This window comes from Amycolatopsis heterodermiae (assembly GCF_034929455.1).
GTDB classification, from domain to species: Bacteria; Actinomycetota; Actinomycetes; order Mycobacteriales; family Pseudonocardiaceae; genus Amycolatopsis; species Amycolatopsis heterodermiae.
This window is the reverse complement of record NZ_JAYFSI010000006.1, coordinates 425,062-448,797: the sequence shown is the minus strand read 5'-3', so window position 1 is coordinate 448,797 and position 23,736 is coordinate 425,062. Positions and strand designations below refer to the sequence as shown.

The window sequence follows — 23,736 nt, the reverse complement described above, 5'->3', positions numbered from 1 at the left end:
AGCAGCCGACGTGCCACCGCACCCGCGACTCAGTAGCCGAATGGCCGGGTCCCGGTCAGCGACCACGCCCGGGCAACCCGCCCCTCACGCACCGACAGCAGGTCGGCGCCGCTTGCCGCGGGGCCGGTCCACAGGAACGCGACCGTGCCCCGGTCCGGATCCACGATGGGCTCGCGGTGCGGTGTCAGGGCCGCGGGTTCCGGCCGCGCGAGCGGGCCCGCCGCGCCGGAGAAGTAGCCGAAGTCCTCGGTGAGCACGTCCACCGGGTCACCTGCGCGCCACCGGAGCCAGCTGTCGAGGACCTTGTCCAGGTCGCCGCCGGAATAGGCCGGGTCGGGCGTGGGGTCGCGCCGCTCCCCCACGAACGTCCAGTTCTCCGCGATCCGGTCGCCGTGGCGGATGTTGAAGTCGAAGCCGGTCAGCTTATGGCCGTCGGCCTTGTCGACGTCCCACAGGTAGGCGAAGTGGTCACCGCCGTCGGCGAGCACCCGGGGGCGGAAGATGTTGACGTGCTTGGCGCGGTAGCCCTCCAGGAACCGCACCTGCTCGGCGGGCCCGACCACGCCGTCGAGGCCCGGCGTCTGCCCGGACCACTGCACGCAGGCGGGGCTCATCAGCTCGTGCGCCAGCGCGGGGTCCTCGTTCCACATGCGGCACCACTGCCGCATCCGTTCTTCGTTGGTTTCCATACCGGCCACGATTCAGCAGGACCGCGACACCGTCCTGTCGGTGTTCGCCGTCACATTTCAGCGCAGGGCTTCGGCGTCCAGCCGGTCCAATTCCGCGGCCCACTCCGCCTCGCGCGGGCGGAACGGCTCGCCGGTCGGCGCGGCGGCGGCGATCCGGTGCAGCTGAAACCCCCGCACGCCCTCGCGCCACCGGCACCACGCGACCAGGTACCAGCCGTGCGGGCCCCACAGCAGGCCCATCGGCTCGACGTCACGCTCGGAGATCGCCCCCGCCCGGTCCGTGTAGGTCAGGTGCAGCACGCGGCTCGCCACCACGGCGTCCTCGACCGTGTCCGCCACCGCGCCGCTGATCACCGGCAGGTCGGGGTGCGGGCCGACCCGGTGCACCCGGGCGGCCAGCGCGTCCTCCCGGCGGCGCACGTCGGCGGGCAGGACGGCCAGGACCTTCTGGGCCGCCCGCCGCGCCGCGTCCGCGAACGGCGTGGCCGACGCGGCCCGCAGCGCGACGCTGATCGCCAGGGCCTCGCGCGCGGTCAGCGTCACGGGCGGGAGGGTGCGCTCGCGGTCCAGGCTGTACCCACCGTTACGCCCCGTGTCGCTCCGGATGGCGACGCCGGACTCCCGCAGCGCGTCGAGGTCCCGTTCGACCGTCCGGACGCTGACCTCGAACCGGCGCGCCAGCCAGGTCGCGCTGCGCGGCCGCGGCGAAATGGCCCGAAGTTCTTCCACGAGGGCGTACAGCCGTTCAGTGCGATTCACGACAGCTAATTTATCTGCCGTCCACCGGCCGATTCCGGCCGCTCACCGCAATTCACCGGCTCGGGCTGTTACACAACCCGGCCCATTCGCGACAGCACTGTCGAGAATGAAGGGGAGGGTGGTCGGTGACGGGCGAACGACAGGTGCGGCTGCGGCTGGGCACCCGCGCGGTCTCCGCCCCGGCCGAGTTCGGTACCGAGGTGCTGGAGTACACCGGGATCACGGTCCAGCGCGTCGAGGCCGGCGAGCTGATGGACCAGACGTGGGTCCCGGTGGGCACGACCCCGACCTTCGCGGACGACGAGGCGCTGATCGCGGAGTGGCACCAGGCCCTGCGGTGGACCCAGGCCCGCGCCGACGTCTGAAGCGTTCCCTTAATCCACTGTTGCGGACCACCCGCGCGCCGGGAACGATCCACGGTCATGCAGGTGCCGGCGCAGTTCGAGTACGAGCGGGCCACCAGTGTCGGGCACGCCCTCGAGCTGCTGGCCAAGTACGGCCCCGAGGGCCGGGTGATCGCCGGCGGGCACAGCCTCATCCCGATGATGAAGCTGCGCCTGGCGCGGCCCGAGGCCCTGATCGACATCAACGAGCTCAGCGAGCTGTCCCGGATCGAGGTCGTCGGCGGCGAGCTGCGGATCGGCGCCCTGGTCCGGCACGCCGAGCTGCTCGAATCGGCCGAAGCCGGACGGCTGTTCCCGATCCTGCACGACGCCGAACGCGTGGTCGCCGACCCGATCGTGCGCAACCGCGGGACCGTCGGGGGCTCGCTGTGCCAGGCCGACCCGTCGGAGGACCTGTCGGCCGCGTTCACCGCCGTCCGCGCCGAGGCCGTCGTCGAGGGGGTGGACGGAACGCGGGTGGTGCCCGTGCGGGAGTTCTTCACCGGGCCGTACGAGACCGCCGTCGGGCCGGGTGAGCTGCTGGTCCAGCTGCGGCTGCCGATCCGCGACGGCACGGGGAGCGCGTACGCCAAGGTCGGCCGGCGGGCCGGCGACTGGGCGATCGCCGCGGTCGGCGCGTCGCTGCGGGTGGACGGCGGTGTGGTCGTCGAGGCTGGGCTCGGGCTGACCGCGGTCGGCGCGTCACACTTCGTAGCCGTCGAGGCCGAAGACTTCCTGCACGGCGGCCCGGCGACGCCGGAGCGGTTCGAAGAGGCCGGCGCGATCGCCGCCGCGCACTGCTCCCCCGCCGCCGACCAGCGCGGGCCCGCCGACTACAAGCGGCACCTCGTCGCGCAGCTGACCACCCGGGCCCTGCACCGGGCCCACGACCGGCGGGCGGGGTGACGTGGAGATCACCGTGACCGTCAACGACGAGCCGTACCGGCGCAGTGTCGAGCCGCGGCTGCTGCTGGTGCACTTCCTGCGCGACGAGCTCGGCCTGACCGGCACGCATTGGGGCTGCGACACCTCCAACTGCGGCACCTGCGTGGTCTGGCTCGACGGGCTGCCGGTCAAGTCCTGCACGGTGCTCGCGGCGATGGCCGACGGCAAGCGCGTCCGGACCGTCGAGGACCTCGCCGACGGCCCGCGGCTCGACCCGGTGCAGCAGGGGTTCGTCGCCTGCCACGGCGTCCAGTGCGGGTTCTGCACCCCGGCGATGCTGATGACCGCGCGCTGGCTGCTGGACCGCGACCCCGACCCGGACGAGGGCACCATCCGCGAGGCCATCTCCGGGCAGCTGTGCCGCTGCACCGGCTACGAGAACATCGTCCGCGCGGTCCGCTGGGCCGCCGAGCACCCGGACGGTGAGACATGACCGCGAACGGCCACGGTTCCCTGCGCCGCAAGGAGGACGGCCGGTTCGTCCGCGGGCGCGGCACGTTCCTCGACGACGTCACCCGGCCCGGGATGCTGCACGGCGCGATCCTGCGCAGCCCGCACGCGCACGCCCGGGTCGTCGCGATCGACACCAGCGCGGCCGAGGCGCACCCGAAGGTCCGGGCCGTGCTCACCGGCGCGATGCTCGCCGAGCGCGGCATGGCGTGGATGCCGACGCTGTCCCACGACGTCCAGGCCGTGCTGGCCACCGACAAGGTGCGGTTCCAGGGCCAGGAGGTCGCGTTCGTCGTCGCCGAAGACCGTTACGCCGCAAGGGACGCGCTCGAGCTGATCGACGTCGAGTACGAGCCGCTGCCGGTGGTCGCCGACGCGCGGACCACCCTCGACGACGGCGCCGCCCTGATCCGCGACGACGTCGAAGGCCGTACGGACAACCGGATCTTCGACTGGGAGTCCGGCGACGCCGCGGCGACCGACGACGCCTTCGCCCGCGCGGACGTCGTCGCGACGCAGGACATGCTCTACCCGCGCGTGCACCCGGCGCCGATGGAGACCTGCGGCGCGGTCGCCGAGCTGGACCCGGTCACCGGGAAGCTCACCGTCTGGGCCACGGCGCAGGCGCCGCACGCGCACCGGCTACTCTACTCGATGGTGACCGGCCTGCCCGAGCACCGGATCCGGATCGTCGCCCAGGACATCGGCGGCGGGTTCGGCAACAAGGTCGGGATGTACCCCGGTTACCTGTGCGCCGTGGCCGCCACGATGGTCACCGGACGGCCGGTCAAGTGGGTCGAGGACCGCTCCGAAAACCTGATGAGCACGTCGTTCGCCCGCGACTACCACATGCACGGCGAGATCGCGGCCACGCGCGGCGGGAAGCTGCTCGGCCTGCGGGTACGGGTGCTGGCCGACCACGGCGCGTTCAACGGCACCGCCCAGCCGTCCAAGTTCCCGGCCGGGTTCTTCCAGGTCTTCACCGGCTCCTACGACCTGCCGGCGGCGCACTGCGCGGTCACCGGCGTCCACACCAACAAGGCCCCCGGCGGCGTGGCGTACGCGTGTTCCTTCCGCATCACCGAAGCCGTCTACCTGGTCGAGCGGATGATGGACGTCCTGGCCTACGACCTCGGCCTCGACCCGGCGGAGCTGCGGGAGCGGAACCTGTTGCGGCCCGGGCAGTTCCCCTACACCTGCGCGACCGGCTGGGAGTACGACTCCGGCGACTACCCCGCGGCGCTGGCGCTGGCCAAGGGGATCGCCGGGTACGACGACCTCCGCCGGGAGCAGAAGGAGAAGCGGGAACGCGGTGAGCTGATGGGCATCGGGCTGAGCTTCTTCACCGAGGCCGTCGGCGCGGGCCCGCGCGAGCACATGGACATCATGGGCCTCGGCATGGCCGACGGCGCCGAGCTGCGGGTGCACCCGAGCGGTTCCGCCGTGCTGCGGCTGTCGTGCATGTCCCAAGGGCAGGGGCACGAAACGACGTTCGCCCAGATCGTGGCGCACGAGCTGGGCCTCCCGACCGACGAGGTCGAAGTGGTGCAGGGGGACACCGACCGCACGCCGTTCGGCCTCGGCACCTACGGCTCGCGCTCGACGCCGGTGTCCGGCGCCGCCACCGTGCTGGTCGCGCGGAAGGTGCGGGCGCGGGCGCAGCTGGTCGCGTCGGCGATGCTCGAGGTGAGCCCGGACGACCTGGAGTGGGAGCCCGGGCGCTGGTTCGTCCGCGGGGTGCCGGGGCAGGGCGTCACGATGCGCGAGATCGCCCGCGCCGCGCACTCGGACCTGGCGCTGCCCGAAGGCGTCGAGGGCCAGCTGGACGCGTCCTGTGTGTACAACCCGCCGAACCTGACCTACCCGTTCGGCGCCTACATCTGCGTGGTGGACGTGGATCCCGGGACCGGGCAGGTGGCGGTGCGCCGGTTCGTCGCCGTCGACGACTGCGGGGTGCGGATCAACCCGGCGATCGTGGCCGGGCAGGTCCACCGCGGCCTCGCCGACGGGATCGGCATGGCGCTGATGGAGCTGATCGCGTTCGACGACGACGGCAATCACCTCGGCGGGTCCTTTATGGACTACCTGCTGCCGACGGCGTTGGAGTGCCCGTCGTGGGAACTCGGCGAGACGTGCACGCCGTCCCCGCACCACCCGATCGGCGCCAAGGGCATCGGCGAGTCCGCGACGGTCGGCTCCCCCGCCGCCGTGGTCAACGCCGTCGTCGACGCCTTGCGGCCGTACGGGGTGCGGCACGCGGACATGCCGCTGACCCCGGCGGCGGTGTGGTGCGCGATGCAGGGCCGTCCACTTCGGACGGACCTGGCGATCACGTGACGGCGGCCCCGCCCGGGTTTCCGGGCGGAGCCGCCGGTTCAGTCCAGGACCTCCGTGACGGTCCCGGCGGCCACGGTCAGGCGGCCCTCGCGCATGGCGAAGCCGAGACCCGGGCTTATCGCGATCGGCAGCCCGAGCTCGACGGTCAGCTCGGCCGCCTCACCCGGCCGGACCACCGCGATGCCCTCGGCGAGGGTGACCGCGCCGACGACGTCGCTGGTGCGGAAGTGGAACTGCGGCCGGTAGTTCGCCGCGAACGGCGTCCGCCGGCCCCCTTCCGCGGCCGACAGCACGTGGACGTCCGCGCGGAACCGCGTGTGCGGCCGGACGCTGCCCGGCAGGCAGACGACCTGGCCGCGCCGGACCTCGCCGCGCTTCACCCCGCGCAGCAGCACCGCGGCGTTGTCCCCCGCCTCGGCGCGCTCCATCGGCTTGCCGAACGTCTCCAGCCCGGTGGCCACGCTCGTGACCGCCGGGCCGAGCCCGATCACCTCGACCGTCTCGCCGACCGCGAGGGTGCCCTGCTCCACCGCGCCGGTCACGACGGTGCCGCGGCCGGTGATGGTCAGGACGTTCTCGATCGGCATCAGGAACGGCAGGTCGAGCCGCCGCGGCGGGATCGGCACGTGCTCGTCGACGGCGGCGAGCAGGTCCAGGATCCGGTGCGTCCACAGCGGTTCGCCCTCGAGCGCGCGCAGCCCCGACACGCGGACCACCGGCACGGCGTCGCCGTCGAACCCGTAGCGGGTCAGCAGCTCCCGGACCTCCAGCTCGACCAGGTCGAGCAGGTCCTCGTCGTCGGCGAGGTCGGCCTTGTTGAGCGCCACCACGAGGTGCTCGACCCCGATCCGCCGCGCGAGCACGACGTGCTCCCGCGTCTGCGGCATCGCGCCGTCCTGCGCCGAGACGACCAGCACGGCGCCGTCGAGCTGGGCCGCGCCGGTGATCATGTTCTTGACGTAGTCGGCGTGGCCCGGCATGTCGACGTGCGCGTAGTGCCGGGTGGCCGTCTCGTACTCGACGTGCGCGATGGTGATCGTGATGCCGCGCTCGATCTCCTCCGGCGCGCGGTCGATGCGGTCGAAGGCGACGTAGGAGTTGTTCCCGCCCTGCTCGGCGAGCACCTTGGTGATGGCCGCGGTGAGGGTGGTCTTGCCGTGGTCGACGTGCCCCATCGTGCCGATGTTCAGGTGCGGCTTGGTCCGCACGTACTGCTGCTTGGTCATGGTCTTTCCCTGTACTGACGGGGTGATTGCGCGAAACCGGGCGAACGCGTCGACCCTCCCCCGGCGGTTCCGCGTCAGGACAGGGGAATCGGGGAAGGGTCAGCTTCGAGCGCCGGTCAGCAGCCGTGCCGACAGGGCGCTCGGCAGGGACACGCCTGCGAACGTCGCGCTATCGGACACGGGGAACATGGCGGGAAGCGTGCCACGGCCGGGGTGCCGTGTCATCCCGTTTTACGATCTGGGCATGAGCGAGCTGTCGATCATGACCTTGGCCGATCTGGCCACCCCGATGGCCGTCCGCGTCGCGGCGACCCTCGGCCTGGCGGAGCACGCGGGCGTCGCGGGAGCGACCGCGGAGCACCTCGCCGCCGCGACCGGAACCCCACCGCGAGTCCTCCGGCGCCTGCTCGACCACCTCGTCACCGCCGGGGTTTTCGCGTTCGACCCGGAGTCCGCGCGGTACCGGCCGACCGCGCTCGGCGCGCAGCTGGGCGACGACGGGGTCAAGCGGCTGCTCGACATCACCTGCGCCGGCGGCCGTGCCGAACTCGCGTTCACCGACCTTCTCGAGACGATCACCACCGGCGAACCGGCCTACCCACGCCGGTACGGGCGCGGCTTCTGGGCGGACCTCGACGCCGACCCGAAACTGCGGAGCTCGTTCGACGCCCAGATGAACTGGCGCTTCCGCGAACAGGCCCCGCTGATCGCCCGGGATTTCGATTGGAGCCGGTTCCCCCACATCGTCGACGTCGGCGGCGGCGACGGGCCGCTGCTCAGGGAGATCCTGCACGCCCACCCCGGTGTCCGGGGCACGCTGCTGGACCTCGCACCCACCGCGGCCGCGGCCGCCGAGCGGTTCGCCGCCGACGGCCTCGGCGACCGGGTGAGCACCGTGGCGGGCAGCTTCTTCGACCCGCTCCCGGCGGGCGCCGACGCCTACCTGCTGTCCGACATCGTGCACAACTGGGACGACGACCACGCCCGCACGATCCTGACCGGCTGCCGCCGGGCCGCCGCCCCGGACGCCACGGTGGTGCTGATCGAACCGGTACGAGGGCACGGCGCCCACACCGGAATCGACCTGTTCATGCTGATGTGCTTCGGCGGCGAGGAAAGAACCCTGGACGAGCTGATCGAGCTGTGCACCGAGTGCGGACTCGTGTTCCGCGGTGCGATGCCGGTGACGGCAGGCCGGCTGGCACTGGAGTTCGGCGTCGAGTCCAGCTGTCCGTGAAGGCCACATCGAGGGACTCTGAGTCCCTCGATGTGGCCTTCACGGACTTGCGGATGGTCAGGCGCAGCTGGCGGGATCCTCGGTGAGCACCGGGTCCGTCAGCTTGCGGCCGCTGAAGGGCGTCGTGTCCTGGATGCTCAGCGCGCCGTCCCGGAGGGTGTAGACCGTGCGCTTGCCCGAGTAGGTGAGCTGGTCCACCGGGCGGCTGATGTCGTCCGTCTCGGCGGCTACCGTCGCGAATGCGCGGCCTCCCTCGAAGGGGGTGCACTGGTAGCCCAGGTGGGCGGCGATGCCGCCGCCTTCGGCGACCGTGAAGGGCTTGTCGTCGGCTCCGACGACCTGGCTCAGGTTGCGGCCGTCGTAGTGCAGGACCGAGTAGAACGTCGTGTTGGCGCCGATGGACTGCGCGACGATCAGTTCGGCCCAGCCGTCGCCGTTGAGGTCGGTCACTCGCGGGGCCTGGATGCCGAACTGGCTGTCGGCCGGCAGGTGGATCGACGTGTACGTCCCGTTCACCGTGGCCGAGATCAGCTGGTCGCCCTCGCCGGTCAGCTGCGCGGTCACGGTCTCGGGCTGCCCGTCGCCGTTCAGGTCGGCGACCGTGGTGATCGGTTCCGCGGCCAGCGCCGGTGCGGCGGCGGTGAGGCCGAGCGCGGCGGCCAGGCCGGCGACGGCGGCGGTGCGGACGAGTCCGGTGCGGTTCATGAGATCTCCCTCCGTGATTCGGTGATCTTTTCACCGAAATCCTTCTCGCCAGGAAAGACGCTCACTGTCGGGTCGAGTGCACCGGGAGTGCGATGTGCCACACGGACGCAACCCCGGGGGCACTGGCAAGATCACGCCCATGCGAGTGACGCGCTACGCACCGTCCGAGAAGGTGCTGCGGGGACGGCTGAACACGAACACCGTCGCGCGGCTCGACGAGGTCGCCACGTTCACCGAGCTGCTCGAAGTCCTCGCCGGCCTGCGCACCGAACACGGTCCGGCGCGGATCCTCTGCACGCTCGACGACGTCGGCCAGTGCGCCTACACGAGCGGACACGCTTCCGAAGACGACCGGCTCTGGTTCGACGCCGGCGACCCGGACGAGGACGACCCCGCCGCGCAACGCCGGGCGGACGACGCCCGGGCCACCCACGTCGCCGCCGCCCTGGAAGATCCCGCCGAACGGGTCGCGTGGGACGACCTGCCCGGCGAGCGCCTCGGCGGCGAAGCCGACGTCGCCGCGCTGGTCGCGGTCAACCGCACCCCGGACACCTTCCTCGACGACGTCGTCCTCGTACAGCGGGCGCCCGTGTCCCGTGACGACCTCGCCGTCGCAGGCCTCCCGAACGGCTACTTCACCAGCGACTGGAACGTCTTCCAGAACCACGCGGTCATCCGCCGGATGGCCGGACACGGTTACCGCCACATCGGGATCGGCGCGTCCCTGCTCGGGTTCGACCGGGCGGCCGCCCCGTCCGCGAAAGAGGCCGAGGCCGTGGTCGCCGACCTGAAGCACCTCTTCGGGGCACCCGGCGCCGCCGGCTGGGCCGAACTGGCCGCCCTGCTGCCCCAGCGACCGCTGCTACTCCTGGGCTACACGGAAAATTTCCCCGACATGATCGAGGATTTCTCCTGATTAACCGCATTGCGATTAATCGTATTCGCCGGTCGCGCCGGTAACTCTCCGTGACAACCTTTGAACCCTGTTGATTCCGCGGTTTCGCCACCCTTTCGCGCAGAAAGTCGGGGTCAACCACCCTTTGATCACGTATATTCGTAGCATCCCGCAATATTCGATGATCAAACAACGACAATTGATCAACTATTCACGCGGCCATTCTGGTGAAATTCCTCGCCCGATGTACTGACGCGTTGTCAAGCGATGTCACGGGTACCTACAGTGGCCTGCCTGACTCCCGGGACTTATTCACGCGTCTTCCCCGGATTCGGTACATCAACCGTGACCTCCGTCAAGGAGCAGGCCTTGTTTCGAATCGCCAGGCACACTGGCCGGCATCGCACACGTCACGCCGCACTCGCCCTCGCGACCGTCATGGTCGTGTCCGGCTGCGGCGCACTAGGGATGGACACCTCGAAAGCATCGTCAGGCAGCGGCGGCCTGGAGAAGTCGACGTTGAAGGTTTCGATCCTGCCCACCACCGACCTCGGGCCGTTCTGGCTGGCCCAGGACGAGGGGTTCTTCAAGGACGAAGGGCTCAACGTCGAGTCCGTCGTCGCCGCCAGCGGTCAGGCTTCGCTCGCGAAGTCGATCTCGGGCGAGGCCGACATCGCGTTCTCGACCTACCCGCCGTTCTTCACCGCGAAGAGCACCGGCACCGCGGACATGCAGCTGGTCGCCGACGCGACCTCGGTCAACGCCAAGACCAATGCGATCGTCACGGTGCCGAATTCGCCGGTGAAAACAATCTTCGACCTGGCCACCGCCAAGATCGCCATCACGGCCAAGAACACCGCGTCGGATCTGCTCACCCGTTCGGTGATGCAGGACCACGGTGTGGACTTCAGCAAAGTGAAATGGGTCCTGATCCCGTTGCCGAACATCGCGGCCGCATTGCAGCAAGGTGAAGCCGACGCCGCGTACCTGCCGGAGCCGTACATCACGCAGGCCGCCAAGACGGCCAGCGCGATCCCCGTGGTCGACATCAACACCGGCGCGACCCAGGACTTCCCGCTGACGGGCTACGGCGCGACCAGGAAGTGGGTGCAGGAGCACCCGAAGACCCTCGCCGCGTTCCAGCGGGCGATGCAGAAGGCCACCCACGAGGCCACGAACGACCGCGCCAAGGTCGAGCCGCTGCTGGTGCGGTTCGCCAAGATCGACGAGGACACGGCCAAGCTGCTCACCCTGCCGGGGTACGGCTCGACCCTGGACTCACGGCGCCTCCAGCGAGTGCCGGACCTGCTGCTGCAACTGGGCACGATCCCGTCCCCGATCGACGTCAACACGATGATCGGCCCGCAGGTCGGGCGCTGACCGGACGTCGATGAGGTGCGGATCCCCCGCTCCGCACCTCATCGGCGGCCGGCCGTCAACCCTTCCGCGCACTCACCGCGGCCAGCCGCTCCTGCACGCGGGCGTGGCGGAACTGGTAGACCCCGCCGGCCTGGCGGAGGACGCCGCGGCGGTGGGCGTCGTCGAGGAAGTGCATGAGGCGCCAGGGAAGCCGGCCGGTCGCGGCGAGCCAGACGTGGTGGACGAAGTAGTTGCCCCAGGCGCGCGTCACGAGCACGGTCAGGCCGATGCCACCGCCGAAGCACACGCCGACCACGACCGGCAGCACCGCGTTCGTCGCCGGCGGGAACACCTGGCCGCCGGCGATCGCGCCCGCGAGGCCGTAGCAGACCGCGGCGGTACCGCGGGCCATGAACCAGCCGAACGACGCGCCCGCGATCCCGCCGGCGACGGCCAGCGCGAGGTCGTACCGGCCGCCCAGCACCGGCAGGAACCGGGTGTTCGCGGTGAACGCGAACGCCATGCCGTCGAACAGGCCCAGCGACACCAGGAACGAGACGGACAACGCGATCGCGCCGGTCCGTTCGTTGCGCAGGATCGTCCCCGGGCTGGACACGCGGCTCGCGTCGACCGGTTTCGCGAGCCACACGTGCACCGCGAACACCAGGCCGAACACGAGGGCGAGGAAGACGACCAGGCCGGTGGCCAGCGACCAGCCCAGGCCGAGCAGCACACCCACGACCGCGCCGATCGCGAACCGGCCGGCGAACTTCCGGGTGGCCCCGGCGAAGCGCAGTTCGGTGCGCAGCGGCTCCGGCGGGCGGCCGAAGCGATGGGTGAGATAACCGGCGCCCCCGAAGGAAAGTCCGTAGATCGCGGCCAGCGCCGGTCCGTCGTCGAGCCAGCCGGTGACGACGAAGAACAGCGCGATCAGCAGGCCGATCAGGCCCGAGCGGGTGCCGACGGGCACCGCGCGGTACAGCTGCCACCAGGCCAGGTCCCGGCTGCGCGCCTGTTCGAGGTGCCGCGCCAGGAACCCCAGCCAGTGCGTCGCCTGCTCGGCCGTGTACCGCCCGGACGGGCTGGTCTTCGGGTTGCGCCCCGGCGGCTGCGGCACCTGCGCGTAGGCGTTGGGGACGAACGAGTCGAGCAACCGCCCTTCGAGCGCGCCCGCGTCTTCGGCACCGAGCAGCTCGGCGGGATCCGCGCCCGGACGGCCGTAGCCGATCCGCGCCAGGTCGACCATCAACGGCGTCCGCAGCACTCGGGCCAGCGCCGCGTCCGGGTCCCGGCGCAGCCGCTCGGCCACGGGGAGCCAGCGGTCGCTCCCCCGCGCCGAGAGGTAGGTGATCGCCTCCTGCCGGGCCACGGGTTCGAGCCGCACGACGGTGGCGGCGCCCAGGACCGTCGCGGATTCGCGGGTGGCCTGCTCGTACTCGGCGGGGCGGCAGGTCAGCACCAGGGAGCGGCCCACGGCCATGGTCTGGTCGAGAGCGTCGAGAGCCGCGACGCGCAGATCGGCCGGCATCTCGTCCAGGCCGTCGAGAATCGGGACGACGTGACCGCCGAGGACGAGCCGGGTCGGGGCGTCGGGGCCGTACACGCGCGCGTTGAGCAGGGCGGGGTGGTTGTCGGCGAGCCGGCGCGCCAGCCACCGGTCGAGGTGGTCGCGCCCCGGATCCCAGGAGGCCAGCGACAACAGGACGGGGACCGGCGCGCCCGGGACGCGGGCGCGCAGCAGCTCCAGCGTCAGCATCAGGGCCAGCACGGACTTGCCGGAACCGGGATCGCCGAGCACGACCAGCTGCCGCACGGGCAGCGCGGTGAACGTCTCCGCGATGTTGTCGAGATCGCCCCGCATCGCCGGCCTTCCCGGGCGCGCGAGCGCCGACCAGCGCAGGGCGATCGGCTGCGGCCGGTGCAGGGAACGCAGCTCGGCTTCGGCGCGCCACTGCCACGTGACGGCTTCGGCCAGCTCGGTGACCGCGCGGTCGTGGTGATGCTCCGGCGAGGAAGCCGCCGGCTCGGGATCTTCGGCGGGTGTGGCTTCGGCGAGGATCCGGTCGTGCAGCCGCCGCAGGTCGGGGTTCGGATCGACGCCGAGCTCGTCGGCCAGCCGCCGGCGCAGGCCGTGGAAGAGCGTCGAGGCCTCGGCGTAGCGGCCTTCCTTCGCGAGGGCACGCATAAGGAGCAGGTGGGACAGCTCGCGCATCGGGTGCTCACCGCAGAACTCGGTCAGCTCGCGGACGACCTCACCCGTCTCGCCGAGCCGCAGCTGCCACTCGGCCCGGAGTTCGACGGCGTCGACGCGCTGTTCGTCGAGCACCGCGGCCCGGCCGGCGAGCGCGGTCGTCCGCAGCCCGTCGAGCGCCGGGCCACGCCACAGGGCGAGCCCGGCGCGGATCTCTTCGATGGCGTCGACGAACTTGGCCTGCCCGGCCAATCCCCGCGCCGCGGTGACGTGACGGCGGAAGCGCAGCGAGTCGAGATCGTCGGCGTCGGCCTGCAGGCGGTACCCGGGGCCGTCGGTGACGATCAAGCCGCCGGTCTCGCCGAGCCGGCCGCGCAGGGCGGAAACGCAGTTGCGCACCTGCTTCACGGCCGTCGCCGGCGGCTCGTTCTCCCACAGCGCGTCGACCAGACGCTCCACCGGGACGACCGAGCCGGGGTTGAGCAGCAGGGCGGCGAGCGCGCGCTGCTCACGCAGGCTCGCCAGGGCGACCCGGCTCCCGTACGCCTGCACTTCGAGCGTCCCGAGAATCCGGAACCTCATCGCATCACCCCTCGCCGTCCAGGCTAGCGCCCGGCGTCCGGGCGCCGAAACGCGCAGGTGCGCCTCGCGGATGCCGCCGCGAGGACGAAACGAGGACGGCGTCGGGAACCCTGGGGGCACGGCGAGGGGGTTGCCGGGGACGCCCCGGTGGCGGGCGTGGATGTTGGGGGTCGCGCCCACCACCGGGACCGTCGGTGGTTCCCGCCTAGGGACGGCGGTAGATCGTGATCGAGTGGCCGACCTCGTCGATCGGGGTGCTGCCGCCGATCAGCGCCCGCAGGCGGTCGTCCGCCTTGACGGCCGCGGAATCCGACACCACGAGCAGCCCGTGGACCTGCCCGGCCGGCGCGGTGAGCGGGTCGGCGGCGGTGATGCCGTAGGACGGCGGCACGCCACTCCCCTTGTAGACGAGCCAGACGCGCTCGCCGGGATAGCGCTGTCTCAGGCGGTCGGCCAGCCGGCCCAGGTCCTGGCCCCAGTCGACGTTCGAGTCGTGCAGGCGCAGGTGGGTCTCCGCCGGGCCGCCGAACGCTTCGTTGGAATACGGCAGGTAATACGGGAAAGTCCGTAAAGAACTGACGGCGGCGAACCCGGTCAGGACCGCCACCGCGGCGTACGCCCACCGCCGGCGGATCGCGACCACGCCGGCCGCCGCGATCGCCAGGAACATCGGCACGAAGATGACGTACCGGACGCCGAGGTCGCGGCTGCCGGTCATGGCCGCGATCAGCAGCACGGCCGCCGGGACGAGGACGTAGGGCGCGGCCGGGCGCAGCTGCCGGACCGCCACCAGAACGACGGCGCCGGCCAGCCCGAGGGCCAGCGCGCCCAGCGGCGTCTTCACCAGCAGTGCGGCCGGCAGGTAGTACCACAACGCACCGAAGTAGAGCCGGCCGAACAGGAAGCCGCCCCACACCTGGTCCTCGAAGCCGAACTGGACATGCAGGCCGTCGCGGTACGGCTGGGGCAGCGGCAGCCAGTCACCGAGCACGCCCAAACCATGGACGGCGGGCAGGTCCGGCGGTGTCGCCCAGCGCAGCCGTGGATCCACGGCGAGGTAGGAGATCCACACGACGGCGATCGCGATCAGCGCCACCCCGGCGACCGCCGCGACGGATCCGGCGATCCGGGAGCTCCCGTCGCGGCGGGCGTGCCGGACGGACAGCACGACGAGCGGCGGCAGCACCGGAACCGCGGCCAGTGCGCTCATCTTCGTGGCCAGCGCCGCGCCGAAGGCCAGCCCCGCCAAGGGAAGGTAAAGACCGGGACGGTCCCGGGCCCGCCACAGCAGCCAGGCCGACGTCAGCACGAACCCGGCGACCGGCACGTCGAGCGTGGCCAAGGAGCCGTTGGCGATGACGTCCGGCGAGAACGCGTACAGCGCGAGCGCCGCCAAGCCACCGACCGGGCCGGCGAGATCACGCGCGAACAGGAAGACGACCAGGCCGAACAGCAGCGTCAGCACGATCACCGGGAGCCGGGCCAGGAGTAGCAGCCGCGCTGGATCGTTGCCCGACTCGTACAGCACGCGCCGGCCGAGCTGCGACTGGTCGCCGTCGAAGGCCGGGTCGAGGTGGACGTCGGCGAAGGCCAGCCCGGTCGCGATGATCAGCTTGCCCAGCGGCGGGTGCTCCGGGTTGTACCGCAGGCTGTGCTGCTGCAGGTAGACGACCGCCGTGCCCACGTAGACCGGCTCGTCGATCGTCGGCGTCTGCTCCACGGCCGTCGTGATCATCGCGACGGCCATCCCGGCCAGGAGCGCGGCCACGACGAGCCCGAACGCCCACCGCCGCAGCCGCCCGGTGGTGGTCCTTCGCGGACTGTCCACATCGGACACCGGGGCTGGTTGTCCCCCGCGCGAGCTACAAATTCTGTGCACTCCGGGGTGACTTCCGCTTCGTCCCGTTCCCGATAACTTCGGCGCCGTCAACGCAAACGGGAATTCGGAGGGCACCACCATGCACAAGATACGCAGGTCCGGGTCACGCGGCCACCGGCTCGCCGCGGCCTTGGCGGTCACCGCTGTGACCGTGCTCGGCGTGGCCGCCTGTGACAGCGCGGACGACGAGGACGGCCCGGCGGCCGCGGCACCGGCCCTGGCGTGGGGACCGTGCCCGGCGCCGGCGGCGGGCACACCGCGCGATCCGCGGCTCACCTGCGCGAAGGTGAAGGTCCCGCTCGACTACGGCCACCCGGACGGCACGTCGATCGAGGTCGCCGTCTCCCGGCTGGCGAGCACCGACACCGCCAAGCGCCACGGCGTCCTGCTGCTGAACCCGGGCGGCCCGGCGCTGCCCGGCCTCGACACACCGAGCGCGATGGCCCCGACGCTGCCGAAGTCCGTCCTGGACGGTTACGACCTGATCGGCTTCGACCCGCGCGGGGTCGGGACCAGCACGCCGCAGAGCTGCGGCCTCCAGAACCCCAGTGTCGCCGCGCTCTTCCCCTACCCCGCCGCCGACGGCTCGATCGACGCGAACGTCCAGGCCGCCCGCGCCACCGCTCAGCAGTGCGCGAGCAAGGCCGGGGACAACCTGCGGTACTTCACCACGGCCAACACCGCCCGCGACCTCGACCGCGTCCGCGAAGCGCTCGGTGAAGCCAAGATCTCCTACTGGGGCCAGTCCTACGGCACCTACCTCGGCACCGTGTACAGCTCCCTGTTCGCGGACAAGACCGACCGGATGATCCTCGAGGGGAACGTCGACCCCACCCACGTCTGGGCCGGTGAAGCCGAGAGCTGGGGCAAGGGCATGGCCGAACGGTTCCCCGACGTGGCCGCCGTCGCCGCCGCGCAGAACGCCGCCCTCGGGCTCGGCGCCACCGCCGACGAGGTCACGCGGACCTACCTCGCCCTCGCCGACCGGCTCGACCACACCCCGGCGCCGGTTCCGGGCACCCCGCAGGCGTTGAGCGGAGCGATGCTGCGCGGCGTCACGTACGCGCTGCTGATCCACAACAACACGGTGCCGGTGCTCGCGCAGGTCTGGAAGGCGGCCGCGGACCTGGCCGACGGGCACGTCACCGACGCCGATGGCAAGGTGCTGCAGCAGGTGTTCGCCGACGCCCCGGCGGCCCCGGGCGTGCCCGCGGACAACCAGGCGACGATGTTCCTGGCCCTCACGTGCGGAGACGCCGAGTGGTCCCACGACGTCGGCAGCTACGCCCGCGCCACCGCCGCCGACCGGAAGGCCTGGCCGCTGACCGCGGGGATGCCGTCGAACATCTGGCCGTGCGCGTTCTGGCCGCAGCCGATCGAGAAACCGGTCGCCGTGTCCGGCAAGGGCCCGCGCACCACCCTCATCCTGCAGAACCGCCGTGACCACGCGACGCCGTGGGACTCGGGCGTCGGCCTGCGCCACGTCCTGGGCGACCGCGCGGCCTTCGTCGGCGTCGGCAACGGCGGGCACTACGTCTACCACGAGGGCTCGGCCTGCGCCGACAACGCCACCGTCACGTTCCTGGACTCCGGGCGGCTGCCGGAGAAGGACCTCGACTGCACGGACGTCGCGCAGCACTGACCAACCCCGAAACTCGGCCGAAACTCTTTGCCCGGCCACAGCGCGCCGTGCTCTGCTGCTCGCGGTAGGTGACCATCACCGACTTCGCCCGGACCGCCGACGTTTCGGTCTTCCGGACGTGCGCCCGGAAGGAGACCCCGAATGGCGGGAAGTGCGTCAGAGCAGCGGAAGAGCCGGTGGTGGCGGTCGACGGCCGGCCGGGTACTGGCCGGCGTCGTCACCGTCGCCACCGCTTCGGCCGTCCTGGTGACCGCGCCGGGCGCGGACGCCGCGGCCAGTACCCTCGGTGCCGCGGCCGCCCAGTCCGGCCGGTACTTCGGCACCGCGATCGCCGCCGGGAAGCTGAGCAACTCGGCCTACACCACGATCGCGGCTCGCGAGTTCAACATGGTGACGCCGGAAAACGAGATGAAGCCGGACGCCACCGAGCCGAACCAGAACCAGTTCAACTTCTCGGCGGGCGACCAGGTCTACAACTGGGCGATCAGCCACGGGTCCCAGGTCCGCGGGCACACCCTCGCCTGGCACTCGCAGCAGCCGGGCTGGATGCAGAGCATGAGCGGCACCACGCTGCGCAACGCGATGATCAACCACATCCAGAAGGTCATGGCCCACTACCAAGGAAAACTCGCGTACTGGGACGTCGTCAACGAAGCCTTCAACGAAGACGGCAGCCGCCGGTCGTCGAACCTGCAGGGCACCGGGAACGACTGGATCGAGGTCGCGTTCAAGACCGCGCGCGCGGCCGACCCGTCGACCAAGCTCTGCTACAACGACTACAACATCGACAACTGGACCTACGCGAAGACGCAGGGGGTCTACAACATGGTGCGGGACTTCAAGTCCCGCGGGGTGCCGATCGACTGCGTCGGCCTGCAGGCGCACTTCACCGGCGGCAGCTCGGCGCCGGGCAACCTGCAGACCACGATCTCCAGCTTCGCGGCCCTCGGCGTCGACGTGGCGCTCACCGAGGTCGACGTCACGAACGCGTCCACCTCGCAGTACGCGGCGCTGACCCAGGCGTGCGTGAACGTCGCGCGCTGCGTCGGCATCACCGTGTGGGGCGTGCGGGACAGCGACTCCTGGCGCTCCGGCGAAAGCCCCCTCCTGTTCGACGGCAACGGAAACAAGAAGGCCGCCTACACCTCGGTGCTGAACGTCCTCAACGGCGGTGGCACGACCACGCCACCCACCACCACACCGACGAACCCCACCACCACTCCCACGAACCCGGGTGGGGGCAGCTGCACCGCCTCGCTCTCGGCGGGACAGTCCTGGAACGACCGGTACAACCTCAACGTCTCGGTCAGCGGCTCCAGTTCGTGGACGGTCACCATGACCGTGCCGAGTCCCGCGCGGATCAGCGCCACCTGGAACGTCAACGCCACGTGGCCCAGCAGCCAGGTCCTCGTCGCGACACCCAACGGCAGCGGCAACAACTGGGGCGTCACCATCCAGCACAACGGGAACCGTAACTGGCCCAGCGTCAGCTGCAGCGCTTCCTGAAGCAGGGTTCGTCAGCGGGTGCAGGCGAAGCTCGAGGCCTGGTCCGGATCCCCGCCGCGGTAGCGGGGCCAGGACGGGTAGGCACAGAGCGGACGGGTGCGGAGGTGGGTCAGGTCGGCCACGACGGGGTTCACGGGCGGCCGGCCCCCTTCCACCCAGTGCTCGAGCGCCGTGAGCGAGTCCCAGCCGGCCGCGAACGCCGGGGTGCCGAAGTTGGCGTGGTTCGCCCCGGGCACGACGTAGTAGCGCAGGAACGCGTCGGTCGCCCGGGGTCCCACCACGTGGCGCACCCGCTCGTAGTAGTCGCTCGTCGAGTACGGGGAGACCAGCTCGTCGGCGGCGCCGTGCAGCAGGATCAGCTTGCCGCCGGCCCGGGCGAACGGGCCGAGGTCGGCGTTGTTGCGGTCCTCGATCGTGGACAGCGCGCTGATCCGGCTGAGCCACTTCCCCGGGTGCCGGGGATCCACCGCGAGGGAGTTCTGGTTCGGGTCCCGGGTCAGGAAGTACTTGACCCACTGGTCCCAGTACTGCAGGCCGTACCCGCTCGTCACCGGCATCGGGTTGGCGGGCGCGGTCGTCCCGAACCCGAGGAACGGCGTCCGCATGTCCGCCCCCGAAAGGAACGGGAAGCCCGGGTACTCGGTCTCGCCGCTGGCGACCCGGTACGGCCACCGGAACGGCGACGACATCGCTTGCACCGCACCGATCTGGGCGTCCGACAGGCAGGCCGGACCGGCGTCCACACCGCCCGGACAGCGAAGCGCGCGCGGATCGAAGTGACAGCCGGCCGGGTTCGAGATGACGCCGTCTTTGACGCCGTCCAGGCCGTCACACGCGTTGACGACGCTGGTGTAGAGAAGCCCTTGCTTGTCCACACCGGGGAAAGCGCCGGGGCGCGACAGAACCTGGGCCAGGTAACCGAGATCCAGGATCTCGGCGAGGTTGTTCCAGGCCGGGAAAGCGGAGATCACGCCGTCGAACGCGGTCGGCCACCGCTGGGCGACGTTGAGCGCTTCGCGGCCGCCGGTCGAACCCCCGGCGAAGAAGACCTCGCCCGGCGTCGCCGCGTAGGCGCGCCGGATGAGGAACAGGCTCGCGTCGCGCGTCTTCTTGAGCGCGTCACCGGCGGCGAAGTTCTTCAACGCCTCGTCGTTCATCCCGAACGAACCGTCCAGCGACGGCGGGGACGCCGGGTTCTGCTGGTGGCCGGAGTCGCTCGCGAACGTCGCGTACCCCCGGGCCAGGGGCACGGGCTGGTCACCCGGGCCGAACGGCACGTTCGACGCCGGATCGGGGATCGTGCCGTTGAAGCCGCCGCCACCGAACATCAGCGCCTTGTGGTTCCAGCCGTCGGGCAGGTCGACGCGCATCTTGATGGCGGGCGCCGCCGGGTCGACGGGGTAGAGATCGGCGTCGACCTGGCAGTACCGGATCGTCTTGCCGCTGACCACGCTCGTCATGACCGACGCCGCCGTGACGCGGCCGCCGCTGGTCGGCAGGCTCATCACCGACGCCGGGATCTTCAGCTGGGCCAGTCCGGCGCACGCCGGCACCGACGCCGTCGCGGCAGCGGGGCCGGCCGTGACGGCCGCCGTCAGGACCAGCATCGCCGGGATCGCGAGCAGGCGGGTTCTCGATGTCACTTCGGCCTCGTCTCAGCGGTAGAGGTGCGTGCCCGGGACGGCTTCCGGATCGGCGCGGACTTCGGCGGTGTTCGTCTCCGGCAGGAACCACGCGCTGGCGAAGGTGATGAGCCCCATCAGCGTGATGTAGCCGGCCACCGCCACCGTGCTCCCGGTCTTCGCGATGAGCGCGGTCATCAGGAACGGCGTGCCGCCGCTGACGATGATCGCGGAAAGCTGGTAGGCCAGCGACGCCCCCGAGTAGCGGACGCCGGGTGCGAACAGCTCGCCGAGGAAGCTCGCGACCGGGCCGTAGGTGAGGCACTGGAACACGAAGCCCACCGCCACCGCCACGAAGATCAGCGGCAGGGACGCGGTGCCGACGAGCCCGAAGTACGGGAAGCCCCACGCGGCGACACCCAAGCCACCGATCAGGATCAGCGGCCGACGCCCGAGTTTGTCCGACAGGTGCCCGGACCACGGGATGATCACGAGCATCGCCACGGACGCGAGCAGCACGACCGCGAGCAGGCCGTTGCGCTTGAGCCCGAGCGTTCCGGTGCCGTAGCTCAGCAGGCCGGAAATGCTGACGTAGAACAGGCTGTTGGTGGCGGACAGCATCCCGCAGCCGAGCAGGATGGTGCCCCACTTGCTGCGCAGGACCTGGGCCAGGGGCGCCCGGACCACCGCGACGTCGGGCTTGCCCACCTCCCGTTGCAGTTCGCGGAACTCGGGCGTGTCCTCGACCTTGGCCTGGATGTAGAGGACCACGGAGAACATCACGACGCTGAGCAGGAACGGGATGCGCCAGCCCCAGCTGAGGAACGCGGCGTCCGGCATCAGGCCGCTGGCCGCCACGAAGATCAGGTTCGAGAGGATGACGGCGACGGGAACGCTGGTCTGGCCGAAGGTTCCGGCGAAACCCCGCCGTTTGGGCCCGGCGGATTCGGTGAGCAGGAGCACGATGCCGCCCCACTGGCCACCGGTCGCGAGCCCCTGGATGAACCGCAGCACGACCAGCAGCGTCGGGGCCAGCGCCCCGACCGCCGACGCGGTGGGCAGGCAGCCGATCAGGAACGTCGCGGCCCCCATGATCGCCAGGCAGGCGACGACGACCGGCTTGCGCCCGTACTTGTCGCCGAGGTGCCCGGCGAGCACCCCGCCGATCGGCCGCGCCACGAAGCCCGCCCAGAACGTGCTGAAGGCGAGCAAAGTCCCGGTCAGCGCCGAGGAATGCGGGAAGAACACCTTGGGGAACACCAGCGCGGCCGCGGTGCCGTAGAGGAAGAAGTCGTACCACTCGATCGAGCTGCCGACGAGTCCCGCGGCCAGCAGCTTGCGGAAGGCCCGGCGCCGGGTCGTGACCGGATCGGGCTCGACCCGGCCGGACTGTCCTTCGGGTTCGGTGAGCGGGATGGCCATGGTGCCGCCTTCGTCGATGAGCGCAGCCGGGTGATGGCGGTCATATTAAGGCGCCGTTACGCTGCGGTTCAGGTGTGGACCACCCACTCCTCCCGCCGCGGCGGTGGGCCTTTCGCCCACCCGACACCGAAGGGACGGCGCCGTGACCGAGGACGTCAAGGACACGGAACCGGGTTCGCTCGTGCGCCGCCGGCGAGAGCTGGCGTCGTTGTACGCGACGGTCAAGTCGCTCACCGCGCTGGGCGAGCTGGACGAGGTCCTGCAGTCGATCGTGCACCACGCCCACGACCTGATCGGCACGGACTTCACCTACCTTTCGCTGGTGGGCGCGGACGGCCGGTTGTCGGCCCGGGCGTCGGAGGGCACGATCTCCGCCGAGTTCCTCGCGGCGGCCATCCCCGCCACGGTCGGGCTCGGGGGCCGGGTCCTGGCTTCGCGGAGCCCGCACTGGGTGCGCGACTACGCCACCTCGACGCTGATCGAGCACGATCCGAACTTCGACCGCCTGGTCGTCACCGAGGATCTGGTGGCACTGCTCGGGGTTCCGCTCGTGATCCGGGGTGAAGCGGTGGGCGCGCTGTTCGCCGCCGACCGCTCCGAACGTTCGTTCCAGGCCGACGAAATCGCGTTGCTGAACGCGTTCGCCGACCACGCCGCGGTCGCGCTCGACAACGCCCGGCTCTACGAAGCCAGCCGGACCGCCCTGCGCGAGCTGCGGGGCGCGTACCGGAGAATCGAGCGGGCGCAAGCGATCCACGAGGCCCTGACCGGGGTCGTGCTGGGCGGCGGGACACCCGGTGACGTCACCCAGCTCCTCGCCGACCAGCTGGGCGGCAGCGTCACGCTGCTCGACCGGGCCGGGACCACGCCCGTGCACCGGGATTCCGCGTCGGGTCCGTGCCCGAGCCCGTCGGAGACCGACTTGGCCGGTGCTGTCGAGGCCGCGCGCCGTTCCGGCCGCTGCACGACGTCGCCCGGCGCCGGCGGCACGACCCGCAGCGTGGCGGCGATCCAGGCGGGTGACAGTTACCTCGGAGCCCTGGCGTGGAGCCGGAAAACCGGCGACGGCGTCCCGGACGACACGGACCTGCGCACCCTCGAGCGGGCCACCCACATCCTCGGGCTGCTCATCCTCAAGGAACGCGCGGTGGCCGAAGCCAGCGAACGGCTGAGCGGCGAGCTCCTGACCGAGCTGATGGTCGGCAGCCCCGGGATCAGCCCGGCCCAGCGCGCCCGCACCCGCGCGCGCGACATCGACGCCGACCGCCTGGACCTCGTCCTCGTCGCGCTCTCCCCCACGGTGTCGTCCACCGATCTCGCCCGCCACCTGCACGACATCGCCCGGGAGAGGTCCGGCCTCGCCGGTGAGCACCTGGGCCGCGCCACGATGATCCTGCCCGGCGCCGACGACGACCGGACCGTCGCGGAAGTCCACAGTAGACTGCGGCGCACGCTGGGCGTGCCCCTCGTCGTCGTCGGCGAACGGGCGGCCGGCCAGGACTGGGCCCGGGCCTTCGCGCTGGCCGGCCGCTGCGGCGCCGTGATGCGGGCGCTCGGGCACACCGACACCGGCGCCACCACCCGCCGGTATGCCTTGTACGCCATGGTCTTCGACCCCGACCGGGCCGGCGAGCTCGACCGGTTCCTCGACGCCTCCATCGGCTCGCTCCTCGACTACGACCGGCGGCGCGGCACCGATCTCGTCGAGACGCTCACCGCGTACTACGGCCACCAGGCCAACGTCGCGGCGACCGCGCGGGCGTTGCACGTCCACGTCAACACCCTGCTCAAACGGCTGGACCGCGCGGGTAGCGTCCTGGGGGCCGACTGGCGCCACGAGAACGACCTGGAGCTGCGTCTCGGGCTCCGGCTGCACCAGCTCCGATCGCTCGACGGCCCGGCCTGAA

Annotated in this window: 18 protein-coding genes; 10 read left to right on the top strand and 8 right to left on the bottom strand. The window is 71.5% G+C overall.

All coding sequences use genetic code 11. From position 1 onward, the window contains the following. Positions 1 to 29: 29 nt before the first annotated feature. Positions 30 to 689, bottom strand: a complete 660-nt coding sequence (locus VA596_RS27045; protein ID WP_323330966.1) for a hypothetical protein — start codon at positions 687 to 689, stop codon at positions 30 to 32. 57 nt (positions 690 to 746) lie between these two features. Beyond that, positions 747 to 1,448 (bottom strand): helix-turn-helix transcriptional regulator, encoded by a 702-nt coding sequence (locus tag VA596_RS27040; RefSeq protein WP_323330965.1) that lies wholly within the window; start codon positions 1,446 to 1,448, stop codon positions 747 to 749. A gap of 125 nt (positions 1,449 to 1,573) precedes the next feature. Between VA596_RS27040 and VA596_RS27035 the strand changes: the two genes are divergently transcribed. From VA596_RS27035 to VA596_RS27020, 4 genes are read left to right on the top strand one after another with little or no spacing between them, the layout of a single operon-like run. Next, on the top strand, positions 1,574 to 1,813 hold the full coding sequence (locus VA596_RS27035) for a hypothetical protein (protein ID WP_323330964.1): 240 nt from the start codon (positions 1,574 to 1,576) through the stop codon (positions 1,811 to 1,813). A 57-nt stretch (positions 1,814 to 1,870) separates the two neighbouring features. After that, positions 1,871 to 2,737, top strand: a complete 867-nt coding sequence (locus tag VA596_RS27030) for an FAD binding domain-containing protein (RefSeq protein ID WP_323330963.1) — start codon at positions 1,871 to 1,873, stop codon at positions 2,735 to 2,737. 1 nt (position 2,738) lies between these two features. Beyond that, positions 2,739 to 3,209, top strand: coding sequence for a (2Fe-2S)-binding protein (locus VA596_RS27025; protein WP_323330962.1), 471 nt, complete (start codon positions 2,739 to 2,741; stop codon positions 3,207 to 3,209). Further along, a complete protein-coding gene (locus tag VA596_RS27020) occupies positions 3,206 to 5,563 on the top strand; it encodes an aerobic carbon-monoxide dehydrogenase large subunit (RefSeq protein ID WP_323330961.1) in 2,358 nt (785 codons plus the stop codon). Before VA596_RS27025 ends, VA596_RS27020 begins: the two co-directional genes overlap by 4 nt. Positions 5,564 to 5,601: 38 nt before the next feature. Here VA596_RS27020 and tuf read toward each other — a convergent pair whose 3' ends face one another. Continuing rightward, positions 5,602 to 6,789, bottom strand: coding sequence for an elongation factor Tu (gene tuf, locus VA596_RS27015; RefSeq protein WP_323330960.1), 1,188 nt, complete (start codon positions 6,787 to 6,789; stop codon positions 5,602 to 5,604). Positions 6,790 to 7,033: 244 nt separating this feature from the next. Here tuf and VA596_RS27010 point away from each other — a divergent pair, with 244 nt between their 5' ends. Further along, positions 7,034 to 8,026 (top strand): methyltransferase, encoded by a 993-nt coding sequence (locus VA596_RS27010; RefSeq protein ID WP_323330959.1) that lies wholly within the window; start codon positions 7,034 to 7,036, stop codon positions 8,024 to 8,026. Positions 8,027 to 8,083: 57 nt separating this feature from the next. Here VA596_RS27010 and VA596_RS27005 read toward each other — a convergent pair whose 3' ends face one another. Continuing rightward, positions 8,084 to 8,731 carry an FG-GAP repeat domain-containing protein gene (locus tag VA596_RS27005; RefSeq protein WP_323330958.1) on the bottom strand — a complete coding sequence of 216 codons (648 nt, stop codon included), beginning with the start codon at positions 8,729 to 8,731 and terminating at the stop codon, positions 8,084 to 8,086. Between the two features lie 139 nt (positions 8,732 to 8,870). Here VA596_RS27005 and VA596_RS27000 point away from each other — a divergent pair, with 139 nt between their 5' ends. Beyond that, a complete protein-coding gene (locus VA596_RS27000) occupies positions 8,871 to 9,647 on the top strand; it encodes a hypothetical protein (RefSeq protein ID WP_323330957.1) in 777 nt (258 codons plus the stop codon). Between the two features lie 348 nt (positions 9,648 to 9,995). Continuing rightward, positions 9,996 to 11,006, top strand: a complete 1,011-nt coding sequence (locus VA596_RS26995; RefSeq protein WP_323330956.1) for an ABC transporter substrate-binding protein — start codon at positions 9,996 to 9,998, stop codon at positions 11,004 to 11,006. Positions 11,007 to 11,061: 55 nt separating this feature from the next. On the opposite strand, the gene VA596_RS26990 is transcribed toward VA596_RS26995, so the two are convergent. Then, the gene (locus tag VA596_RS26990) at positions 11,062 to 13,758 is read right to left on the bottom strand and encodes a BTAD domain-containing putative transcriptional regulator (RefSeq protein WP_323330955.1); all 2,697 of its coding nucleotides are present in this window, start codon (positions 13,756 to 13,758) and stop codon (positions 11,062 to 11,064) included. A gap of 205 nt (positions 13,759 to 13,963) precedes the next feature. Continuing rightward, on the bottom strand, positions 13,964 to 15,586 hold the full coding sequence (locus VA596_RS26985) for a phospholipid carrier-dependent glycosyltransferase (RefSeq protein ID WP_323330954.1): 1,623 nt from the start codon (positions 15,584 to 15,586) through the stop codon (positions 13,964 to 13,966). Positions 15,587 to 15,716: 130 nt separating this feature from the next. On the opposite strand from VA596_RS26985, the gene VA596_RS26980 reads away from it, so the two are divergent. Continuing rightward, positions 15,717 to 17,279 carry an alpha/beta fold hydrolase gene (locus tag VA596_RS26980; protein WP_323330953.1) on the top strand — a complete coding sequence of 521 codons (1,563 nt, stop codon included), beginning with the start codon at positions 15,717 to 15,719 and terminating at the stop codon, positions 17,277 to 17,279. 141 nt (positions 17,280 to 17,420) lie between these two features. Continuing rightward, positions 17,421 to 18,785 (top strand): endo-1,4-beta-xylanase, encoded by a 1,365-nt coding sequence (locus tag VA596_RS26975; protein ID WP_323330952.1) that lies wholly within the window; start codon positions 17,421 to 17,423, stop codon positions 18,783 to 18,785. An 11-nt stretch (positions 18,786 to 18,796) separates the two neighbouring features. Here the strand turns inward: VA596_RS26975 and VA596_RS26970 are convergent, their stop codons facing one another. Together VA596_RS26970 and VA596_RS26965 are read right to left on the bottom strand one after the other, a co-directional pair. Further along, entirely contained in the window at positions 18,797 to 20,392 is a 1,596-nt protein-coding gene (locus tag VA596_RS26970; protein WP_410171933.1) for a tannase/feruloyl esterase family alpha/beta hydrolase, read from the bottom strand. 48 nt (positions 20,393 to 20,440) lie between these two features. Next, positions 20,441 to 21,829, bottom strand: a complete 1,389-nt coding sequence (locus VA596_RS26965; RefSeq protein WP_323330950.1) for an MFS transporter — start codon at positions 21,827 to 21,829, stop codon at positions 20,441 to 20,443. 142 nt (positions 21,830 to 21,971) lie between these two features. Here VA596_RS26965 and VA596_RS26960 point away from each other — a divergent pair, with 142 nt between their 5' ends. After that, positions 21,972 to 23,735, top strand: a complete 1,764-nt coding sequence (locus tag VA596_RS26960; RefSeq protein ID WP_323330949.1) for a helix-turn-helix domain-containing protein — start codon at positions 21,972 to 21,974, stop codon at positions 23,733 to 23,735. Position 23,736 lies beyond the last annotated feature (1 nt).